Source organism: Stappia sediminis, assembly GCF_009826895.1.
GTDB classification, from domain to species: Bacteria; Pseudomonadota; Alphaproteobacteria; order Rhizobiales; family Stappiaceae; genus Hongsoonwoonella; species Hongsoonwoonella sediminis.
Window position 1 is genome coordinate 18,003 of sequence record NZ_WUMV01000006.1, and the last position, 16,207, is coordinate 34,209.

A 16,207-nucleotide genomic window follows, 5' to 3' on the forward strand; every position below is an offset into this window, starting at 1 on the left:
ACCTCAGGCAGTGGGGAGGATTTCGATCAGCGGAACGCTCGGCAGCCTTCCCGCCTCGAAATGGGTCAGGCTCATTTCCAGCCGGTCGGTATCGAAGCGCACGGGCACGTCGAATTTGAACCCCGCCGTCACCGGCGTCCCTGCCGCGGGCGGCGCGGCGAGCGTGACTATGCCGCTTACCTGATCCAGCGTGAAATCCGCGCCTTCGCCCAGCTCCACCCCGTCGACAACAATACGAACAGACCCCGGCACCGGCCTCGAGATATCGCGGGCATAGATATTGGTGCCCGCGCCATACACCTTCACGAGTTGAAACGCCGTCGCCGCCCCGTCGCCCATGCCGATTTCGCAATCCAGCGGCGAAACCTCCGCGCCCGCTTGTGCGGTTGAATTGTCGAAAGGATCCTTGAAGCGGAAGCCGTAGAGCCTGCCCCTTGCCCGCTCGAAGAACGCCTGAACGGCCTGAAGGTCATGAAGCGAGCGGATGCCCGTGCCGGCATCATAGCGGCGTCTTGAGTGCGCCCAGCGCGCATTTCGCTTTTCCCGGCCCGAGGCGAGGGTCACGACATCCGTGCGCCGTTCCGGCCCGCCGCTCGCGCCGAAGGCGATTTCGGCCGGAAACAATTCGTCCAGAAAGCCTGCGGTCATCGAAGAATTCCCCTTGTTTGATTTCGCTCAAGGAAGGAGCGGACGAATACGGCCAAGTTCGGCTCAACGAATGGAGGTCAAAACGACGATGAGCCACGTCCCGCACGAATTGAACGAAGAATTCCCCGAAGCGGTGGAAGCCATCCATGCCCTCAAGGGCGCGAACAAGCATTTCGCGCGCCTTGCCGACGAATATCATTCGGTCAACCGGCAGATTCACCGCATCGAGGCGGAGATCGAGCCGACATCGGACGACGTGCTCGAAGACCTCAAGAAACAGCGTCTTCATCTGAAGGATGAAATCGCCGCGATGATCGCGACGAGCCAGAACGTCGGCGCCTGAGCCCCTCCTCTTCAGAGCCGGCGTCACAGCCCGCGCCGTCCCCGTCCGACGGCGCGGGCGACCATTGTCGATATCTGCGCTTGCGAGCGCATGAAACTTTCCGCATCCCGCGTCGCGATGTTGAAGACGATGGGCGGGTTTCGCCCCTCTCCCCCGTTCACTGAAACGCCCAGCCTGCCGTTGCTCCCTCGCTGAAGCGGCAGCACCGCTTCCGGCCCCGCTTCCCCGGCAAGGCCGAGGCCGTTTCCGGCCGGAAAGAACGTCGGCGAGGCGATCACTCCCCCTTTCGCGAAGGGTGTCACGCGCGGCCCGGAAGAGACATTCGCTATCCCGCCTGCGGCGAGGTTCCCGAGGCCGGAAAACGCCCTGGCAAGGCCCGCGCCCAGCCCCTGTTCGATCGGCCGGAGCGCCCGGTCGAGAAGGTTCGAGGAAAGCCCGAGCGCGATCGAGCGAAACAGGCCGTCGAGCCTCACGCCATCCGCAAGCGCCTCGCGCAATCCGCCGCGCAGCGAGCGGGATATCGCGTCGGCGTTCACGCGTGCCGCATCGAGCCTTCTTGAAAAGGCGTCAAGCTCGCGTGTCGGTATATCGACGATCACCGGGTCGTCGGGCATCTGTCATCCTCCATCGGGATATCTGTCCATCAGCCGGTCCAGCACGCCGCGTGAAATCGGCATGCGCTCATCGGGCGTGCTAATCAGGCTTGCGATTTCGCGCGGGGTCGCGGCCCAGAAATCGCCGGGCCTCCAGCCGAGCTTGCCAAGGCACAGCGAAAGCAGCAGCTTCCAGGGAAAGGGCGCCGGGCCGTTCCCCGCACTCAAAAAGGGCTCGGCGGGGTATCCTCCTCCTCCGCACCCCCGAATGTCGCGGTTAGAAGATCGGCAGCGACAGCCGCGAAGCCCGCCGCGCCTCCGGGCGCAACCATGCTTGACACCTGCTCGTCATCGACCGCATTTCCCGCCCCGCGAAGGCCCGCGCCGATGATCTTCGTGAGGTCCGTTGCAGACAGCCTTCCGCTCGAAAACCGCTCGGTCAGCGCGCTGAGGTCCTGCGCGCCGTAAGCCGCCTCCAGTTCGGCCAATGCGCCAAGTGTAAGCACCAGCGTCCAGCGCCGTCCGTCGAGCACAGCCTCGATTTCGCCTCTAAGCCGGTTCGCCATTTCTCAAGCCCCCGTGAAGGTCAGAGCGCCGGCGGATTCCAGCGCGAGATCGTAGGTCACTTCGCCATTGTGCTCGCCGGCATAGTCGAGCCCGGCGATCTGGAACGGGCCTTCGATGGTGCCGAAGTCCGGCACGACTACCTGCCAGTTGCGGATCGTGCCGTCGAAGAAAAAACCCCGCACCGCCGCGTCCGAAGTCCCGTCCTTGAAGATGCCTGAGCCCGAGACGCTTGCCGAGCGTGTGCCCGCGCCTTCCAGCAGTTCGCGCCAGCGCCCCGCACTGTCGGCGTCCGTCACATCGACCGCGCCTGCGTTCAGCGAAATCCGCCTTGCCCGCAATCCGGCCACGGTCACGAAATTTCCCGCCCCGTCAGCGTCGCATTTCAAAAGAAGGTCCTTGCCCTTCTGTGCCGTCATTTGAAAATCCTTTCCGTTGAAACGAATTGCGCCGCGCTCATTCCGGCACCGCTCACTCGGGTTCAGTCACTGCGCGCAGGCGCAGGCGCCCGCGCCAGGTGCGCCCGTCGGAAAGCCGCTCGCTGCGGCTGTCGCGAATTTCGAGGTTGGAAAGCCGGTAGCCACCGAGGGCAATGGCCGATCCGTTCAGGCTCATACGAATCGCCTCCAGAACGTCGAAAGTCTCGCTCCGGCTCGCCGCGCGCGAGAAGACGAAAAGCTCCAGCCGATGTTCCGTCGGGCCATCGATATCCCCGTCGAGAGGCTCGCTTTCCAACGTCCCCAGCGTGACGAACGGATGTGCGGCCCCGCGCGGACTGCCGTCGAAAACATTCGCCCCGCCAAGAAGCGCGGTCAGTACCGCATCGCCTCGAAGCTCGGTGACGATGCCGGCCCGCAATGCACTTGCTGCACTCATCTCCCCTCCTCCTCCAGAATAAGCTCCATCGCGCCCTTGCGGCGCGCGATATCGGAGACGGCGAGCACGCGGAACGTCCGCGCCCCCTCTACGAGGCGCCAGCCGCCGGCAACACCGTCATGCGGGCGGATCGTCGCGCGATGCGTGACGATGCCGTCGACGCGCCCGCCGTTCGCCTGTTCGGACGGCGATGCCCGGCGAAGGTCCACCCATATATCGGCGGCCGCCTCGAACTGCAGATCCGCATGGCCGTCGCCCGCCTCGATCCTCATGGGCCGCTCCAGCCGCATTACGCGGTCGAAGCGTGCGGCTCCCCTCGCCCCCGTCACAGGCGCGGAACCCGGTAACCGGCGATCAGCGCGTCGAAGCCGAAGGGAATGCTCGCGGTCGCCGCATCGATACCCGCTTCGCGGTGCTCGTACCAATGCGCGACAAGCAGCAGGATCGCCTGACGGAGCGGAGCTGGAACATTTGCCGCCGCATCGCCGTAGCCTGCGGTGAAATCGATCTCGATGCCGTTGAGCATCCTGGAACTTGCGCCGACACCTGCCATCACCTTCAGCCGTGCCGGCGCGCTTATGCCATCGAGATCGTAGTCGCCCAGGTTGAGTACAAGCGGCATTCCATCCGCGTCGAACATCGTTACGGAGGTGATCGATTGCACCGGCGTAACAGGCAGGCGGACCACGCGCCCTGGTGGCCAGTCGTCGAGGTAAAGCCGCCAGCCTTGCGTTATCAGGGCGCGCCGGATCGTCCGCTCCACATGCTGGCGCGCGGTTTCGATCAGGCGGGTCAGGAGATCGTCTTCCTGCGTGGAGGTCACGCGAACCTGCGCCCGCGCGTCGTCGAGCGTCACCGGCTCCACGGCCGGCGGCGTCGTGATGATGAATGTCATGTGATTTCCAGTGAATTTATAAAAACCATCGTCCCGATGGACGTCATCCCGGACCAGGGAAGCGAAGCTGACCGCCGATCCGGGATCCAGCGCATCTGTCGCGGGCGAAGCCCGCTCCTCATCCCCGCCTTACAATGCGAAACTCAGCAGCTTGATCGCGTCGAAGTCCTGCACGCCGCCGCCCACGCGCTTGGTGGTGTAGAACAGCACGTAGGGCTTGGCGGAGAACGGATCGCGCAGGATGCGCACGCCCGTGCGGTCCACGATCAGGTAGCCGCGCCGGAAATCGCCGAATGCGATCGCGGGCGCGTCCGCCGCGATATCCGGCATGTCTTCGGCTTCGCTTACGGGGAAGGTCATCAGCGTCGCCGGCTGGCCGACGGCGGCCGGCGGCTGCCATATGTAGTTGCCGTCGCCGTCCTTCAGCTTGCGCACGGCCCCTTGCGTGCGCCGGTTCATGACGAAGCGTGCGTTCTGCCGGTAGCCGCTTTTCAGCGCATAGATCAGGTCGATCAGCACATCGGCAGGATCGCTCGCCGGAAACGCGCCCGACACGCCGGTCGACACCGTGCCGAGGTTGCCCCACGTCCAGGCGCTTTCATCCACTTGCGGATAGTCGAGGAAGCCGCGCGGCTTGTTCGCCCCGTCGCCATTGACGAAGGCAGCGCCCTCCTGTTCGGCGAAGGCGGTTTCCACCTCTTCGGCGATCCAGGCGTCCACATCGACGGCCGCATCCTCAAGAAGCGTCGCGGTCGCCGCCGGCATGGCGTAAAGCTCCATCGTCGGGAAGGCGAGTTCGGCAAGCGTCGGGCCGGTCGTCTGCGGGCGCGCCGCCGTCTCGCCCACCCAGCCGGTCTGCGGCCCGGCGATGGAGAACGGCTTCTTGAAGACGCTTGCCGAAACCTGCCGCGTTCCGGCGATCGCGCGGATCGGCGAAACGCTCGCCAGACGGCGCAGGATTTCGGATTCGGTTTCTTCCGGCACCAGATAGCCGCCGTCCGGGTCGGAGCCGACCGAAAGCGCCTTTTCCTCCAGCGGCCTCAGGTTTTCCTCCCGCCCTGAGCGCACGTAGGTCTCGAAGGCGGACTTGTGCTCGATCTGGGCAGTGGAACTCATGCGCTCACCGCCTGCCTCACGCTGCGGGCGGCTGCCTTTCAGCGAGATCTCGTCGAGCCTGCGCATCTGCTTGTCGAGGGCTGCGTCGATCCGCTCCAGCTTGTCGCGGGTCACGGTATCGCTTGCCGAGCGCGTCTCGATTTCGCTGAGCCGATCATCGTTCGTCTCGCAGTAGACCTCGAAGGTGCGCTGCAGGTCCTCCACCGCGCGGCGGATGTCGGCTTCCGGCAGTCCCGCCTTGGTCTCGAAGGGTTCGGGGTGGCTATGCGTGTCGTATCCGTTCATGTGGTCCTCATGCCTTTTTGAAATGGGAAGCAGAGCGGACACAACCGCCGCCGTGCTCCAGGGAAATTGCGGGTGAAAATCTTCGCGTCAGAGCGCTTTCCACGAACGCGGGAGCGCGTTCGTGACAAGAATTCGCTCCAAGTCCAAAACCTTGAGCATATCCATGTCGCGAAACCCGATCGGGGTTTCGCGGGATATGCTCTGGTCCGGATTTGGTCAGCCGTGCGAAGTCCTGTTGCGGGAAGGTAACGAGCGAGATTTCCCAAAGGTCGATCTCGTAAAGCCGGCGCAGGCCTGAGCGCGGGTCCCTCACCGCGCGCCTTGCCCGAAAGCCGATCGAAAGCCCGTCGAGCGCGCCGGACGCGATCAGCCTCAACGCATCCTCGGCCTGCGCGACGCCGGGGATGAGGCGCCCGCGAACGTATAGCCCGCGCGCATCCTCGCGGATCTCGTCCCACACGCCCACGGGCCGTGCCGGGTCGTGCTGCCAGAGCATGCGCACGCGCCCCGCTCCGCGACGTCTGAGGGAACGGCGGAATGCGCCCGCGCGCACGATATCGCCACCCTCATCGGCAATGCCGAAGAGGCTCGCGTATCCCTCCACCATCCGTCCGTTGGAACCTTCGGCCGGCCTCACGCAGCCCGCCTCCCGGCGCCCGGGCGCTCTTTCAAAAGCTGTTCGAGCGTGATCGCGAAGCGCGAAAATACGGCCCGGTGCCCGAAGCGGGCACGCAGCACCCTGCCTTTCAGCGGCATGGCATTCTCCTTGGGTTTGCTTGTGGGGAACGTCATCCCGGACAAGGAAGGCGAAGCCGACCGCCGATCCGGGATCCAGCGCATAAGCCGCGCGTCAGCGCGCCAGTAAATTTCGGTTAGCGAATTGAGGCTCGGAGATTTTCACCCTCACCCCTTCCTGTCATAACCTCCGAAAAGGCCGTTGATCCTGGCGATTGCCGCCACGAAATCGTCGAACCGCCGGTTGGAGGCGATGAGCTCGCGAAGCGTGAGCGCCAGAAGCGTGCTTGCCGAGGACGCCCAGACGAAGAGGACGAGATGGGCGAGATCCCCACGCTCGCCGATTTCCCGGAAAAGCTCCTCCATCACGCCTCTCCTTCGTCGTCGATGCCGTAGCCGACGGCCACGCGTTTTTCGTTTCGGGTGAGGAAGCTGGCAGCCTCCACCCGCCGCCAAAGCGCCTCGCGCTCGGTGGAAAGCGCCTCCACCCGGTCGGGGTCTGGCTCAAGGCGCAGCTTCTCGCCATAGGCAGGTCCAAGCCAGCGGGCCACCGCCTCCGCGGTTCTGGCGGCCAGCGGCAGCACGGTCTGGCGCCAGAACGCCCGGTTCGCCTCCTGGAAATTGGCGTAGGTGTTGTCGCCCGGAATGCCGAGCAGCATCGGCGGCACGCCGAAGGAAAGCGCGACTTCCCGCGCCGCCTGGTTCTTCGCCTCGATGAAATCCATCTCCTTGGGCGCAAGGCCCATCGGCTTCCAGTTGAGGCCGCCTTCGAGCAGAAGCGGACGCCCGGCGTTCTTCGCGCCCTGATAGCCCTCCTCCAGTTCCGCCTTCAGCCGGTCGAACTGCTCGTCGGAAAGGTTCGCCCCCTCCGGCCCGCCGTAGACGAGCGCGCCGGAGGGCCGCGCGGCATTGTCGAGCAGCGCCTTGTTCCACACGCTCGCCGCGTTATGGATGTCGAGGCTCATTTGCGCGGCTTCTATCGGCGCGAAACCGTAGTGATCGCTCAAGGGGTGAAACACCTTGAGGTGCAGGACCGGCGATATCGCGCCTTCTTCTCGGGTGAAACGCACGGTCCGTCCCGCCACGGAATAGTCATAAGCCGCTGGCCAGCCGTCGCTTCCCGCCACCACCTTCACCCGGTCTGGGCGAAGTGCGTGAAGCTCGCGCGGGTTGCCGTCGAGCGTCACAAGCTCGAGGTACGCATTCCCCGCGACCAGCAGATAGCCGTAGACCTCTTCCAGAAGCGTGCGCCCGCTCGCCATCGGGTTCGGCTCGGCAAGGAGTGAAAGCAGCGGATGGTCATCCGTCTCCTTGTCGCCGTCATAGGCGATCCACGGCACGCTGCCGGCCGCTTCCGCGATCAGCCGCACGGCCCGGTTCACGACCGGGTTCTTCGCGTATCCTTCCCGCGCAAGCGCCGAATAGTCGCGCGGCGTCCACACCGCTCTGCCCGCGCCCTGCAGGGCGATCAGCGGCCCGGTTCTGGAGGCTTTGGTGTCGTCGGGCCGGCGCGCGACCGATTCAAAAAGCCGTTTCAAGATCATGATTTCGCTCACGGTTTCGGGACCGGCTGAAATTCCGATTCAACCAGCTAAGATATTGATTCAGTAACGTAAGGATTAGAGTCACACGCGCCGGATGCGTGGGGCGGAAGGCTCATTCAGCATCAGATCGGACAGCGCGTAGACCAGCGCGTCGAGCCGGTCGGGCGAGTGGCCGGAGGAAAGCCCGTCCGGCGCGAAATCCGCCATTTCGTCTTCAAGTTCCGGAAAGGCGCCCACATGCGCCACCTGTCCCTGTTCGTAGAGCAGCGCGACGGGTTCCGCGCGCAGCCACTTGCCGCGCGTCGCATGCACGCTCTTCACGGGCACGCCCGCGTCGATCCCGGCGATGATCGCGCTCACCATCTCCCCGCCCTGGTTCACTTCCGCGATCAGGCAATCGGCCTCGAACATGCGCCATGCGGAAATCGCCGCCCTTCCCCAGTCGGCCGGCCTTGCCCGTTTCAGGCTCCGGTCGGAAATCACATAGGCCCGCCCGTCTTCGGCCAGTCCCGCCACAATCATCCCGCAGGCGTCGGACCGTTTGCTGGAGCTTGCGGGCGGGTCCACCGCCACGACGATGCGTCTCAGCTCCGGCGTTTCTTGTACGCGCGCGCGCTCCAGCATGTCGCGGGACCAGAGCGCGCCCGGCCTGTCCTCCACCAGTTCGCCGTCCAGTTCCTGACGTCCCAGGCGTGTGCCCTCGTATGTACGCTTCAGCGCTGTCAGGAAGCCGGGCGCGAGGTTTGCCCGGTTTTTCCGCGTCGGCGCGCGGGAAAGCGCGGTATCGGCGTCCCCCATCAGGCTTTTGACCAGCGGCACGGGCCGTGGAGTGGTGGTGACGAGCTGGCGCGGGTTGTCGCCGAGCCTGAGTGAAAATTGCAGCATGTCGTAGGTCGCCCGCGCATGCCGCCATTTTGCGAGTTCGTCGCACCAGGCGATGTCGAACTGCGGCCCGCGCAAGCTTTCCGGGTCTTCGGATGAAAAGGTCTGCGCCACCGCCCCGTTCGGCCATTCGAGCCGCCGGCGCGAAGGTTGCCATTCCGGCCTCTCGGCTTTCGGATGGACGGAAAGAATGCCCGACACCCCTTCCACCATCACCTCGCGGGCGTCCGATATCGTCTCGCCGACCAGCGCGATCCGGCCGACGGGCCGCCGTGTCGCCCAGCCATGGCCCAGCGCCATAGCGCGTATCCATTCCGCACCCGCGCGCGTCTTGCCCGCGCCGCGCCCGCCCAGCAGCATCCACACCCGCCAGAGCCCTTGCGGGGGAAGCTGGTGGTCGTGCGCCCATGTCGGCCAGTCGTGCTTTAGGAATTCAAGCTCCTTGTGCGACAGATCCTTCAGGAATTGGTCAGCCGTCGCGTCTGATCCGCTCAAGACGTTCCGCAAGCTCCTGGCGCAGGTCATCCGCTCCCTTTCCGCTGTCTTCTTCGCTTTCCGGCAGGCTCGAGCGCAGCTCGATCAGCGTGTCGAGCGTGCGCGCAAGGCTTGAAAGCGTGCGCGCCGTTTTCTCCGCTTCCGCCACGGCATCCGCCCCTTCCGCCGGTTCCGGCGCGGTTTCGCCCGCGCTCAGGCCAAGGCGCTTTTCCAGCCGGCCGATTTCCACGTCGAAGGCGCGGTAAAGCCGGTTGACGAGCTGGCGCATCCGTCGCGGATCGCCCGCGATCAGGATCGCACGGGCGTCCGCCCCCACCAGCCAGCCGTCGGCCTTCGCGCGCGCGGCGACGGATTTGTAGGCGACGCCGAGGCGATCGGCGATTTCGGTAAAGCTCACCCCGTGCGTTTCGTGGTCGCGCCGCGCCTCGTCCCAGGCAACAGGCCCCGGCCGCTTCACCGGCTTGCCCGCGCCTGCGCCCGGCGGCCTTCCCGCCCCTCGCCTGGCGGCCGGGTTTGCCGGCTTTTCGGCACGCGTTTCCCCGCCGCCGGCGGCGGTGCTGCCGTCGTTCCCTTCGTTTGTCATGTCGGTAATCCTGCTTTGGTTGCGGTTCTAAACGCCTGTCATCCCCGCGCAGGCGGGGACCTTGTGCCGCAAACAGTGCCGCCTCTACCAGTCATCTCCGTCCCTATTGTCATCCCCGTCCCTATTGTCATCCCCGCGAAGGCGGGGATCTCCCATCACATGCCACGCCCACTCTCCGCCGTCACGCCGGGCCTGACCCGGCGCCCAATCACCGTGCAACATGCGGGGGCGATGAGGATTTCAGCGGGGCGATGCCGCGAATTCATTGATAATTCGAAACATTTCACGCAGCGGATTGGTCCCCGGATCAGCGTTCAGCTTGCGCTTCACTTGTCCGGGGCGACACTGAGTATGAGACATGAAAACTGCTACGTCCCGGTGCCGAGCAACCGGGAAACAAATCAGCGCTCACGACTTCCCCCCAATCCTCACCTCCCCAAATGAAAAAACCACCGGCCTTTCGAACCGATGGTATCCTGAATTCTTTCCTATATCGGCCTGTCTGGGCCTGCTCCCGGCCTTCACCCGCCGCCGCCAAGCGGCGCCCCTCACTTCCGGAGCACCCTGTCAGCCGCAGTTTTCCGACCGTGCAAGAACCCTACCGAAACACCGTCACGCTGTCAAGGATTTTTTTCCTACATAAATCCACAAGGCAAAAACATCTGAAACGCCATGCATCCAGGTGAAAGGCCTTCAGAGTTGGACGACGACTTGAAAATCTGGATCGCCGTTACGTTCACCGGTGGGAGGGTGGCACGCCCTACCCCATGTAATTGCCTGGGATTTTGCTCATATGGTCTTCAGATATTATCCCGACGGCCTCGCAGCCGAGGTAAAACAGGTTCAACGCCAGGACGGCACAGTCCAGAGCGGTTTTGTCGATCTCTTTTGGCGACGCGAATTTTCGATCCGGTTGATATGTCGTCTCACCCGCGTACTTGAATATAGCCGCCATGTCTTCATCAAGTTCCGGACGCTCCAACAGGGAGTTATGGACAGCCCAATGTCGCATGTCCGCCAGCCGCGCCGCTTCATGCAACACTTCGTCCATGCGTTCATAGTGCGGGCGCAGAGCAGGGTGGGCGCCGAATGCCTTTCGAAGGTAAGCCCCCTTCTGACTGACGGAAATTGGCGGATTGGGTTCGATATCCTTCCCGCCGAAACCGTCGTCGACGGCGGATATGATAGAATCCAGGGTCGTTTCCGCCGCTGCCCAGCACGTTGTGAGATAGCCGATAGCTGAATACCACCGCAGTTGCTCTTCGGAGAATTTGTGCATGCAAAACACCTAACAATAAGCCAGACCAGAGATATCATGACGGAATGCTTGGACGGATGCCCAAAGCACCACAGAAGCAGCGCACCGCATGCTTCGTGCCGATCGAGCAAACGATGCGGATCAGAAACCCTATGTAATCATAGGCCTTCACAATGTGCTCGCGATACTATTACCGCATTATTCCCTAAGGTATTCGCATTTTTGACAATCCACCGATCTCTCAAACGATGATTACAATTAATATATGCAATATATTCTGTATTTTCTGCGCCAAACATATCGCACTCTGCGAGACACTCTTTACGCAAATTGATTCCAGCAAGATAGCGCGTATCTATGCGTGTAAACTCCGACCATGTCACAGTTGGAAGATTGAGAACGTGCTTTCAGTCGTGTTGGTGTGAATTATTCATAACGTCCGCTATAACGGTCACGGGAGGAGCGTCGCGCCGTGTCCAGCATCGAAAAACGCACGATCAGCCTGCCGACGCGGCATGCGGCCTATATCGACAGTCTCGTGAAGTCCGGCCTTTACGGCTCCGCAAGCGAGGTTGTCAGGGCCGGACTTCGCGCCCTTCAGGAGCGTCATGCCGCTGTAGAGCGCTGGCCCAGAGAAGATGTCGCTGCCGCTTATGACGCCTTGCGGGCGGACCCTGAGCGCGCCGTACCGGCGAAAGATGCATTCGACGAAATCCGCACTCGCCATGCCGAAAAGCTCAAGGCGAATCGTTGAGAAAACGCCGAGTCTTCTTCGCGCCGGAAGCGCGGGACAATCTTGTCGAACTATATGAATGGATTGCGGCAGCAGCCGATCCGGATATCGCGCTGCCGTACATTGAGCGAATTGAAGATTACCGCCTCACTCTGGAAACGGCTTCCGAACGCGGGCAACTGCGCGAAGACATTCGGCCAGGTCTGCGTGTTGCCAGCTTCCGCAGGCGGCTAACTACCGCTCTCAGCGTTTCGGGTGACAGGGCAACCATTCTTCGGGTTTTCAACGGGGGCAGAAATTTGGAGCGGGAGATTTAGCGATTACCGTCCACAACGACAGAACAATTCCATTCTGCGAAACCGGCCGCCCTTGATGCTTTCAGCGCGCAATCTTCCCGTTCGCCCGCTTCACACCCTCCGCTTCCGAAACCGCCTCGGATGATAGTTTGCCCTTGCCCCTCAGCCAATTCGCAACAGTTGCCAGGTCCCGCAGCGGTGTTTTGTTTGTGCCTGAAGCGGAATTGCGTCAGGCAATTGCCTAACGCGCTATGCTGTCATTCCCGCGCAGGCGGGAATCTGGCGGCCCGCACACCGCCGGCATAATGAATTCCTCATACCGGCGGTTTTCGCCGGCCCCGGCCTTTCTCGATCGCCCTTCCGGCTGCCGGACGTATCCCCTCCCGGTCGATCAGCGCCCTCAATTCTTTTGCCGTCCAATCCCCTCGTTCGCCCGCTTCACACCTTCCGCTTCCGCCACTGCTTCGGGCGAAAGCTTGCCCTTGCCCCTCAGCCAACCCGCAACAGCTGCCCAATCCCACAGTGGCGATTCTGAGGTCACGCGGGCGACCGGCGCCGGGAACCCCTTGCCGCGCTGGCCCTTGGCGTATTGGGTAATTGCCGCACGCGTCATGCCGCATCGCGCAGCAATATCGGACAGGTTCACCAGCGGGTCGGGTTCGATCCGTTCCACCGTTGCGCCGGCGGATCGCACGCAATCGACCGCCGAGGATATCGCGTCGTCGATATTCTCCGCCTCTCGTGCGAAATCTACGATGATGTGCCCTTTCTGGAAGGACACGAGTGCATCATCGCATCCGGCATCGTAGAACCGCGCTTCAAAAAATTCAGCGGAAGGGTCAAGGCCGGAGGCGACGATGCTGAACTCATAAGTCTTCATCATGGTTCTGCTCCGAAGGCTTATGCGGACAACGGTCTACCGCCCTGATGATCTGTTTCGCGTGGTTGGCGGCGTTCCTTGGTGTGCCATTCACGCCGATCTAGTGTCCCGAATCCGAAGTTCGTTGGATTTTGCAGCGAGCTCCGCACGAACTTCGGATTCGATCAGGACACTAGCAACTCTATGTTTCCAGTGTGGTTTTGGATTTGAAGTTCGTTATATCGGTCGGAGCCGGCTCTGAAACGGACTTCAAATCCACCACACTGGCAGCCTTCCCGGTCCGCGAAAGCGCAGAACATACGCCCCCAATGGCCCATCTTGCGCCATGTCCAGCCACGGGACTCCGCATAGGCAACCGCAGCTTCGACTTCCTTGCTCGGGTGCCTTGGCCTGCCCAAATCAATATCCTTTATAGCGGATATTTGTTAACATATGTCAACAAGAATCATTTTTTACAATCGAATATTCCAGCACCGGCGACCAACAGAAAGCCGGCTTCCTGCTCCCCTGCCTCACTCCCCCCAGTTCATGTTTTTCACCGGCAGGGGCTTGAGCAGGGTTTCCACGTTTTCGGAATTGGCGACGATGACGCGGTTTCGTCCCTGGCGCTTGGCCTGGTAGAGCGCGGTATCCGCCCGGCTCATGGCGCCGGCGATGCAACTGTCGGACTCCAGCGCCTTGGCGACGCCGATGCTGATGGAGAGCGCCGCGCAAACGTCGCTTTCCGGCAGGTGACAGGTCATCACCGCCTTGCGCAGGCGCTCCGCCACCTCGGCTGCTTCTTCGAGCGAGCGGTTCGGCAGTACGGCGCAGAATTCCTCGCCGCCGATCCGGCCCAAAAGACCGTCCGTCCCCAGTTCGCCGGAGAGTGCCCGGGCAATATCCTTGAGCGCGTAGTCGCCGGCGGCGTGGCCGAGCGTATCGTTGATTTGCTTGAAGTGATCGACATCCAGGACGGCGGCCGTAAGCGGGCGGCCGAGGTGGCGCGTGCGCGCCAGTTCCTTGTCCGCCTGGCGGATGAATTCGCGCCGGTTGAGAACGCCTGTCAGATCGTCGGTCGTCGCCAGCCTCTGGAGTTCGGCCTGCGCTTCCTGCAACTGGCGAAAATCGCGGTCGCGGCCGATTTCATGGGCGATCCAGTCCGACAGGAGCCGGAGGATTTCCTTGTCCGTATCGGAAAACGGCTTGGCGCGCGGGCTTGCGGAACAAAAGCACAGCGTGCCGTATGTCTCGCCATCCACCACGAGAGGAGCGCCGATGTAGCTTTCCCGGCCCAGATCCTCGTAGTTCATATGCAGGGAAAAGTCGTTATAGCCGCCGAATTCCACCGTCACGGGCTTGCCCGTCTCGACCACCTTTCGGCAATAGGTGGTGTTGAGCTCGCGCGTCTCACCCGGCCGGAATTGCTCGGAGCTGCCAAAGGCATGGTCGATCTTGTGGACATTGCCTTCGATCGCCGCGACGAGGCCGTTTTGCAGGTCGAAGGCGTCCACCCCCAGCTTCAGCACCGCTCCGATTTTCTGCCGGGCGTCGAGCTGCCTGCTTGAGGCGATACGGTAGAGGCCCTGCAGGACGCGTTCCACGGTCTTCAGATGCGTGACATCCGTGGCGAACACGAATATCGCCTCCACCTGGCCTTCGGCATTGAAATCCGGCGTATAGCAGAGGTCGACGTCGCGGGTGACGCCGTCGGGATAGGGCAGGCGCGCGATGAAGCGTTGCACCTCGCCGGCGCAGGCCGCCTCGTAGTAGGGCAGCACCGTCTTCAGGAAGTTTTCGGACATGAAGTCCGAAGCCTTGCGCCCGATCAGCTCCGCCCTCGTGCGCCCCAGCCACGAGGCTCCCAGTTCGTTGATCGTTCGGTAGGTGCGGTCGCGGGCAAGCTCGGCGATGTAGCACGGCAGGCTGTCGTTCAGGATTCTCAGGCGCAGTTCCGCCTGCTTCAGCCGCGCCTCGGCCTGTTTCATCGCCGTGATATCCGTGCGGACGCCGGCGATGCCGCCGTCTTTCGTGCGCCTTTCGTTGATGAGCAGCCACCGCCCGCAGTCAAGCTCCTGCTCGACCGGATGGGGCTTCGGATTCTGGTGCGCGGCAAGCCTTGCATCCAGCCATTCCTCGTCCGAAAGGCCGCCGGTATTGTATTCGCCGCGCTCCAGGCCGTAGCGAAGGATGTCTCGGAAATGCGCGCCCTGCACCATTGCGGGAGCGGATTTCGGGTAGATTTCCTTGTAGCGCTGGTTGCACAGGATCAGCCGGTCGTCGGCGTCGAAATAGGCGAAGCCCTCGCTCAGGGATTCCAGCGCGACTTCCAGTTGCTCATGCGCCGATGCTTTTTCCCGTTCCAGGTTGCGCCGCCAGCTCATGTCCCGCAGCACGTAGACGAACGCGGCGATTTCACCGCGTTCGTTGCGCATGGGCCCGCTCGTTCCGTCGACGATGAATATTTCGCCGTTCTTGCGCTTGCCCTTCATGCGCAGGCGGTCGCTGGCGTTGAGTTCCCTCGCCTTCACCCGCCAGCTTCCGACCTTGTTGTAATCGTCTTCGGAAGCGTAGAGAAACCCCGGATCCTGGCCGATAATCTCATCGCCCGGATAACCGAACATCCGCTCGCCCGCTTCGTTCACATAGACGAACTTGCGGTTGGTGTCGGTGATGAAGACCGCATCCTCGAATTCCGAGAACAAGGCGGTTAGCGTCGCCGTGGATACCTCCAGATCAAGCATCTAGGGCTCGCTTCGAAATGCACGGAATAGTTTTATGCAACAGATTTCGCAGCCGGCGGCCCGGTCAGTGGCGCGCCCGCTCCTCCCCTTTAACCATTTGGCTCAGGGTATAGCCGGTATTATTTAAACGAGTCTTCCGTAGGCGCTTCGATCACGAAATCTTCATAATTCTCGACGGCGATCCCGTCCTCGGGGATCGTAAGCCCGCGCACCGATATTCCGGCCTCGTGCACCGTTTCCGGCGAGCCCGACACAAGCGGGTGCCACCAGTAGAGATCGCGCCCTTCCGCGATCAGGCGATAGGCGCAGGTTACGGGCAGCCAGTGCAGCCGTCTCACGGATTCCGGCGTCAGCGGCACGCAATCCGGTACGGTTTCATGGCGCTTTTCGTAGTTCTTGCAGCGGCAACTGCCGTCGTCGAACAGCGTACAGGCGATTCTCGTCCAGGCAATCTCGCCGGTTTCCCAGTCTTCCAGCTTGTTGAGGCAGCAGCGCCCGCATCCGTCGCAGAGCGCTTCCCACTCGGCGGCGTCCATCTCTTCCAGCGTCTTCGCCTTCCAGAAGAAATCGCCGGGTTTCGCGCCCTTCACCGTCTTGGCCATACGATATATACCGCTTGTCTCTACGTCTTTCCGCCTGCGGGAATTTTCAAGGGCTTGGCGGTACTTGTCATTTGATGCAAGGTCAATCCGATTCCATTATAATTGAGGTTCGGGCCGGCGGGGATTGCGGGTTGTTCCTCGCGGGACCATGCGGTT

The 16,207-nt window shown here is 62.7% G+C and carries 22 protein-coding genes; 3 read left to right on the forward strand and 19 right to left on the reverse strand.

All coding sequences use genetic code 11. From position 1 onward, the window contains the following. Positions 1-3: 3 nt before the first annotated feature. The gene (locus tag GR183_RS12360; RefSeq protein ID WP_160775960.1) at positions 4-648 is read right to left on the reverse strand and encodes a DUF2460 domain-containing protein; all 645 of its coding nucleotides are present in this window, start codon (positions 646-648) and stop codon (positions 4-6) included. An 88-nt stretch (positions 649-736) separates the two neighbouring features. On the opposite strand from GR183_RS12360, the gene GR183_RS12365 reads away from it, so the two are divergent. Continuing rightward, on the forward strand, positions 737-991 hold the full coding sequence (locus GR183_RS12365; RefSeq protein WP_160775961.1) for an HP1242/YdcH family protein: 255 nt from the start codon (positions 737-739) through the stop codon (positions 989-991). Between the two features lie 23 nt (positions 992-1,014). On the opposite strand, the gene GR183_RS12370 is transcribed toward GR183_RS12365, so the two are convergent. The 15 genes from GR183_RS12370 to GR183_RS12435 all read right to left on the reverse strand — a co-directional run bounded on the left by GR183_RS12370 (position 1,015) and on the right by GR183_RS12435 (position 10,838). Further along, positions 1,015-1,605: a phage tail tape measure protein gene (locus tag GR183_RS12370; protein WP_160775962.1), complete on the reverse strand. Its 591-nt coding sequence runs from the start codon at positions 1,603-1,605 to the stop codon at positions 1,015-1,017. Positions 1,606-1,608: 3 nt separating this feature from the next. Continuing rightward, positions 1,609-1,812 carry a phage tail assembly chaperone gene (locus GR183_RS12375; RefSeq protein ID WP_160775963.1) on the reverse strand — a complete coding sequence of 68 codons (204 nt, stop codon included), beginning with the start codon at positions 1,810-1,812 and terminating at the stop codon, positions 1,609-1,611. Then, a complete protein-coding gene (locus GR183_RS12380) occupies positions 1,809-2,150 on the reverse strand; it encodes a gene transfer agent family protein (protein WP_160775964.1) in 342 nt (113 codons plus the stop codon). Before GR183_RS12380 ends, GR183_RS12375 begins: the two co-directional genes overlap by 4 nt. Positions 2,151-2,153: 3 nt before the next feature. Beyond that, complete coding sequence (locus GR183_RS12385; RefSeq protein WP_160775965.1) at positions 2,154-2,567, reverse strand: phage major tail protein, TP901-1 family; 414 nt, start codon at positions 2,565-2,567, stop codon at positions 2,154-2,156. A gap of 52 nt (positions 2,568-2,619) precedes the next feature. After that, positions 2,620-3,024 (reverse strand): DUF3168 domain-containing protein, encoded by a 405-nt coding sequence (locus tag GR183_RS12390; protein WP_160775966.1) that lies wholly within the window; start codon positions 3,022-3,024, stop codon positions 2,620-2,622. After that, on the reverse strand, positions 3,021-3,353 hold the full coding sequence (locus GR183_RS12395; RefSeq protein WP_446696955.1) for a head-tail adaptor protein: 333 nt from the start codon (positions 3,351-3,353) through the stop codon (positions 3,021-3,023). Before GR183_RS12395 ends, GR183_RS12390 begins: the two co-directional genes overlap by 4 nt. Then, entirely contained in the window at positions 3,350-3,919 is a 570-nt protein-coding gene (locus GR183_RS12400) for a head-tail connector protein (RefSeq protein ID WP_160775968.1), read from the reverse strand. The genes GR183_RS12395 and GR183_RS12400 overlap by 4 nt, the downstream gene beginning before the upstream one ends. A 129-nt stretch (positions 3,920-4,048) precedes the next feature. Further along, on the reverse strand, positions 4,049-5,320 hold the full coding sequence (locus tag GR183_RS12405; RefSeq protein ID WP_160775969.1) for a phage major capsid protein: 1,272 nt from the start codon (positions 5,318-5,320) through the stop codon (positions 4,049-4,051). 7 nt (positions 5,321-5,327) lie between these two features. After that, entirely contained in the window at positions 5,328-5,957 is a 630-nt protein-coding gene (locus tag GR183_RS12410) for an HK97 family phage prohead protease (RefSeq protein WP_376765770.1), read from the reverse strand. Beyond that, the gene (locus tag GR183_RS22200) at positions 5,954-6,076 is read right to left on the reverse strand and encodes a hypothetical protein (RefSeq protein WP_260513708.1); all 123 of its coding nucleotides are present in this window, start codon (positions 6,074-6,076) and stop codon (positions 5,954-5,956) included. The genes GR183_RS12410 and GR183_RS22200 overlap by 4 nt, the downstream gene beginning before the upstream one ends. 147 nt (positions 6,077-6,223) lie before the next feature. Then, a complete protein-coding gene (locus GR183_RS12415) occupies positions 6,224-6,421 on the reverse strand; it encodes a hypothetical protein (protein ID WP_160775970.1) in 198 nt (65 codons plus the stop codon). Further along, positions 6,421-7,599 (reverse strand): phage portal protein, encoded by a 1,179-nt coding sequence (locus GR183_RS12420; RefSeq protein ID WP_160775971.1) that lies wholly within the window; start codon positions 7,597-7,599, stop codon positions 6,421-6,423. The genes GR183_RS12415 and GR183_RS12420 overlap by 1 nt, the downstream gene beginning before the upstream one ends. 81 nt (positions 7,600-7,680) lie before the next feature. After that, positions 7,681-9,006 carry a DNA-packaging protein gene (locus GR183_RS12425; RefSeq protein WP_160775972.1) on the reverse strand — a complete coding sequence of 442 codons (1,326 nt, stop codon included), beginning with the start codon at positions 9,004-9,006 and terminating at the stop codon, positions 7,681-7,683. Further along, the gene (locus GR183_RS12430; protein WP_160775973.1) at positions 8,951-9,559 is read right to left on the reverse strand and encodes a hypothetical protein; all 609 of its coding nucleotides are present in this window, start codon (positions 9,557-9,559) and stop codon (positions 8,951-8,953) included. Before GR183_RS12430 ends, GR183_RS12425 begins: the two co-directional genes overlap by 56 nt. Positions 9,560-10,319: 760 nt before the next feature. Next, on the reverse strand, positions 10,320-10,838 hold the full coding sequence (locus tag GR183_RS12435; RefSeq protein WP_160775974.1) for a hypothetical protein: 519 nt from the start codon (positions 10,836-10,838) through the stop codon (positions 10,320-10,322). 451 nt (positions 10,839-11,289) lie between these two features. On the opposite strand from GR183_RS12435, the gene GR183_RS12440 reads away from it, so the two are divergent. Both GR183_RS12440 and GR183_RS12445 read left to right on the forward strand, forming a co-directional pair. Then, positions 11,290-11,571, forward strand: a complete 282-nt coding sequence (locus tag GR183_RS12440; protein WP_160775975.1) for a type II toxin-antitoxin system ParD family antitoxin — start codon at positions 11,290-11,292, stop codon at positions 11,569-11,571. Then, complete coding sequence (locus tag GR183_RS12445; RefSeq protein WP_160775976.1) at positions 11,568-11,867, forward strand: type II toxin-antitoxin system RelE/ParE family toxin; 300 nt, start codon at positions 11,568-11,570, stop codon at positions 11,865-11,867. The genes GR183_RS12440 and GR183_RS12445 overlap by 4 nt, the downstream gene beginning before the upstream one ends. A gap of 379 nt (positions 11,868-12,246) precedes the next feature. Here GR183_RS12445 and GR183_RS12450 read toward each other — a convergent pair whose 3' ends face one another. The 3 genes from GR183_RS12450 to GR183_RS12460 all read right to left on the reverse strand — a co-directional run bounded on the left by GR183_RS12450 (position 12,247) and on the right by GR183_RS12460 (position 16,051). After that, positions 12,247-12,729, reverse strand: coding sequence for a hypothetical protein (locus GR183_RS12450; protein ID WP_160775977.1), 483 nt, complete (start codon positions 12,727-12,729; stop codon positions 12,247-12,249). 509 nt (positions 12,730-13,238) lie between these two features. After that, positions 13,239-15,449 (reverse strand): sensor domain-containing diguanylate cyclase, encoded by a 2,211-nt coding sequence (locus GR183_RS12455; RefSeq protein ID WP_160775978.1) that lies wholly within the window; start codon positions 15,447-15,449, stop codon positions 13,239-13,241. A 119-nt stretch (positions 15,450-15,568) separates the two neighbouring features. Beyond that, positions 15,569-16,051 (reverse strand): YcgN family cysteine cluster protein, encoded by a 483-nt coding sequence (locus tag GR183_RS12460; RefSeq protein WP_160775979.1) that lies wholly within the window; start codon positions 16,049-16,051, stop codon positions 15,569-15,571. Between the last annotated feature and the right edge of the window lie 156 nt (positions 16,052-16,207).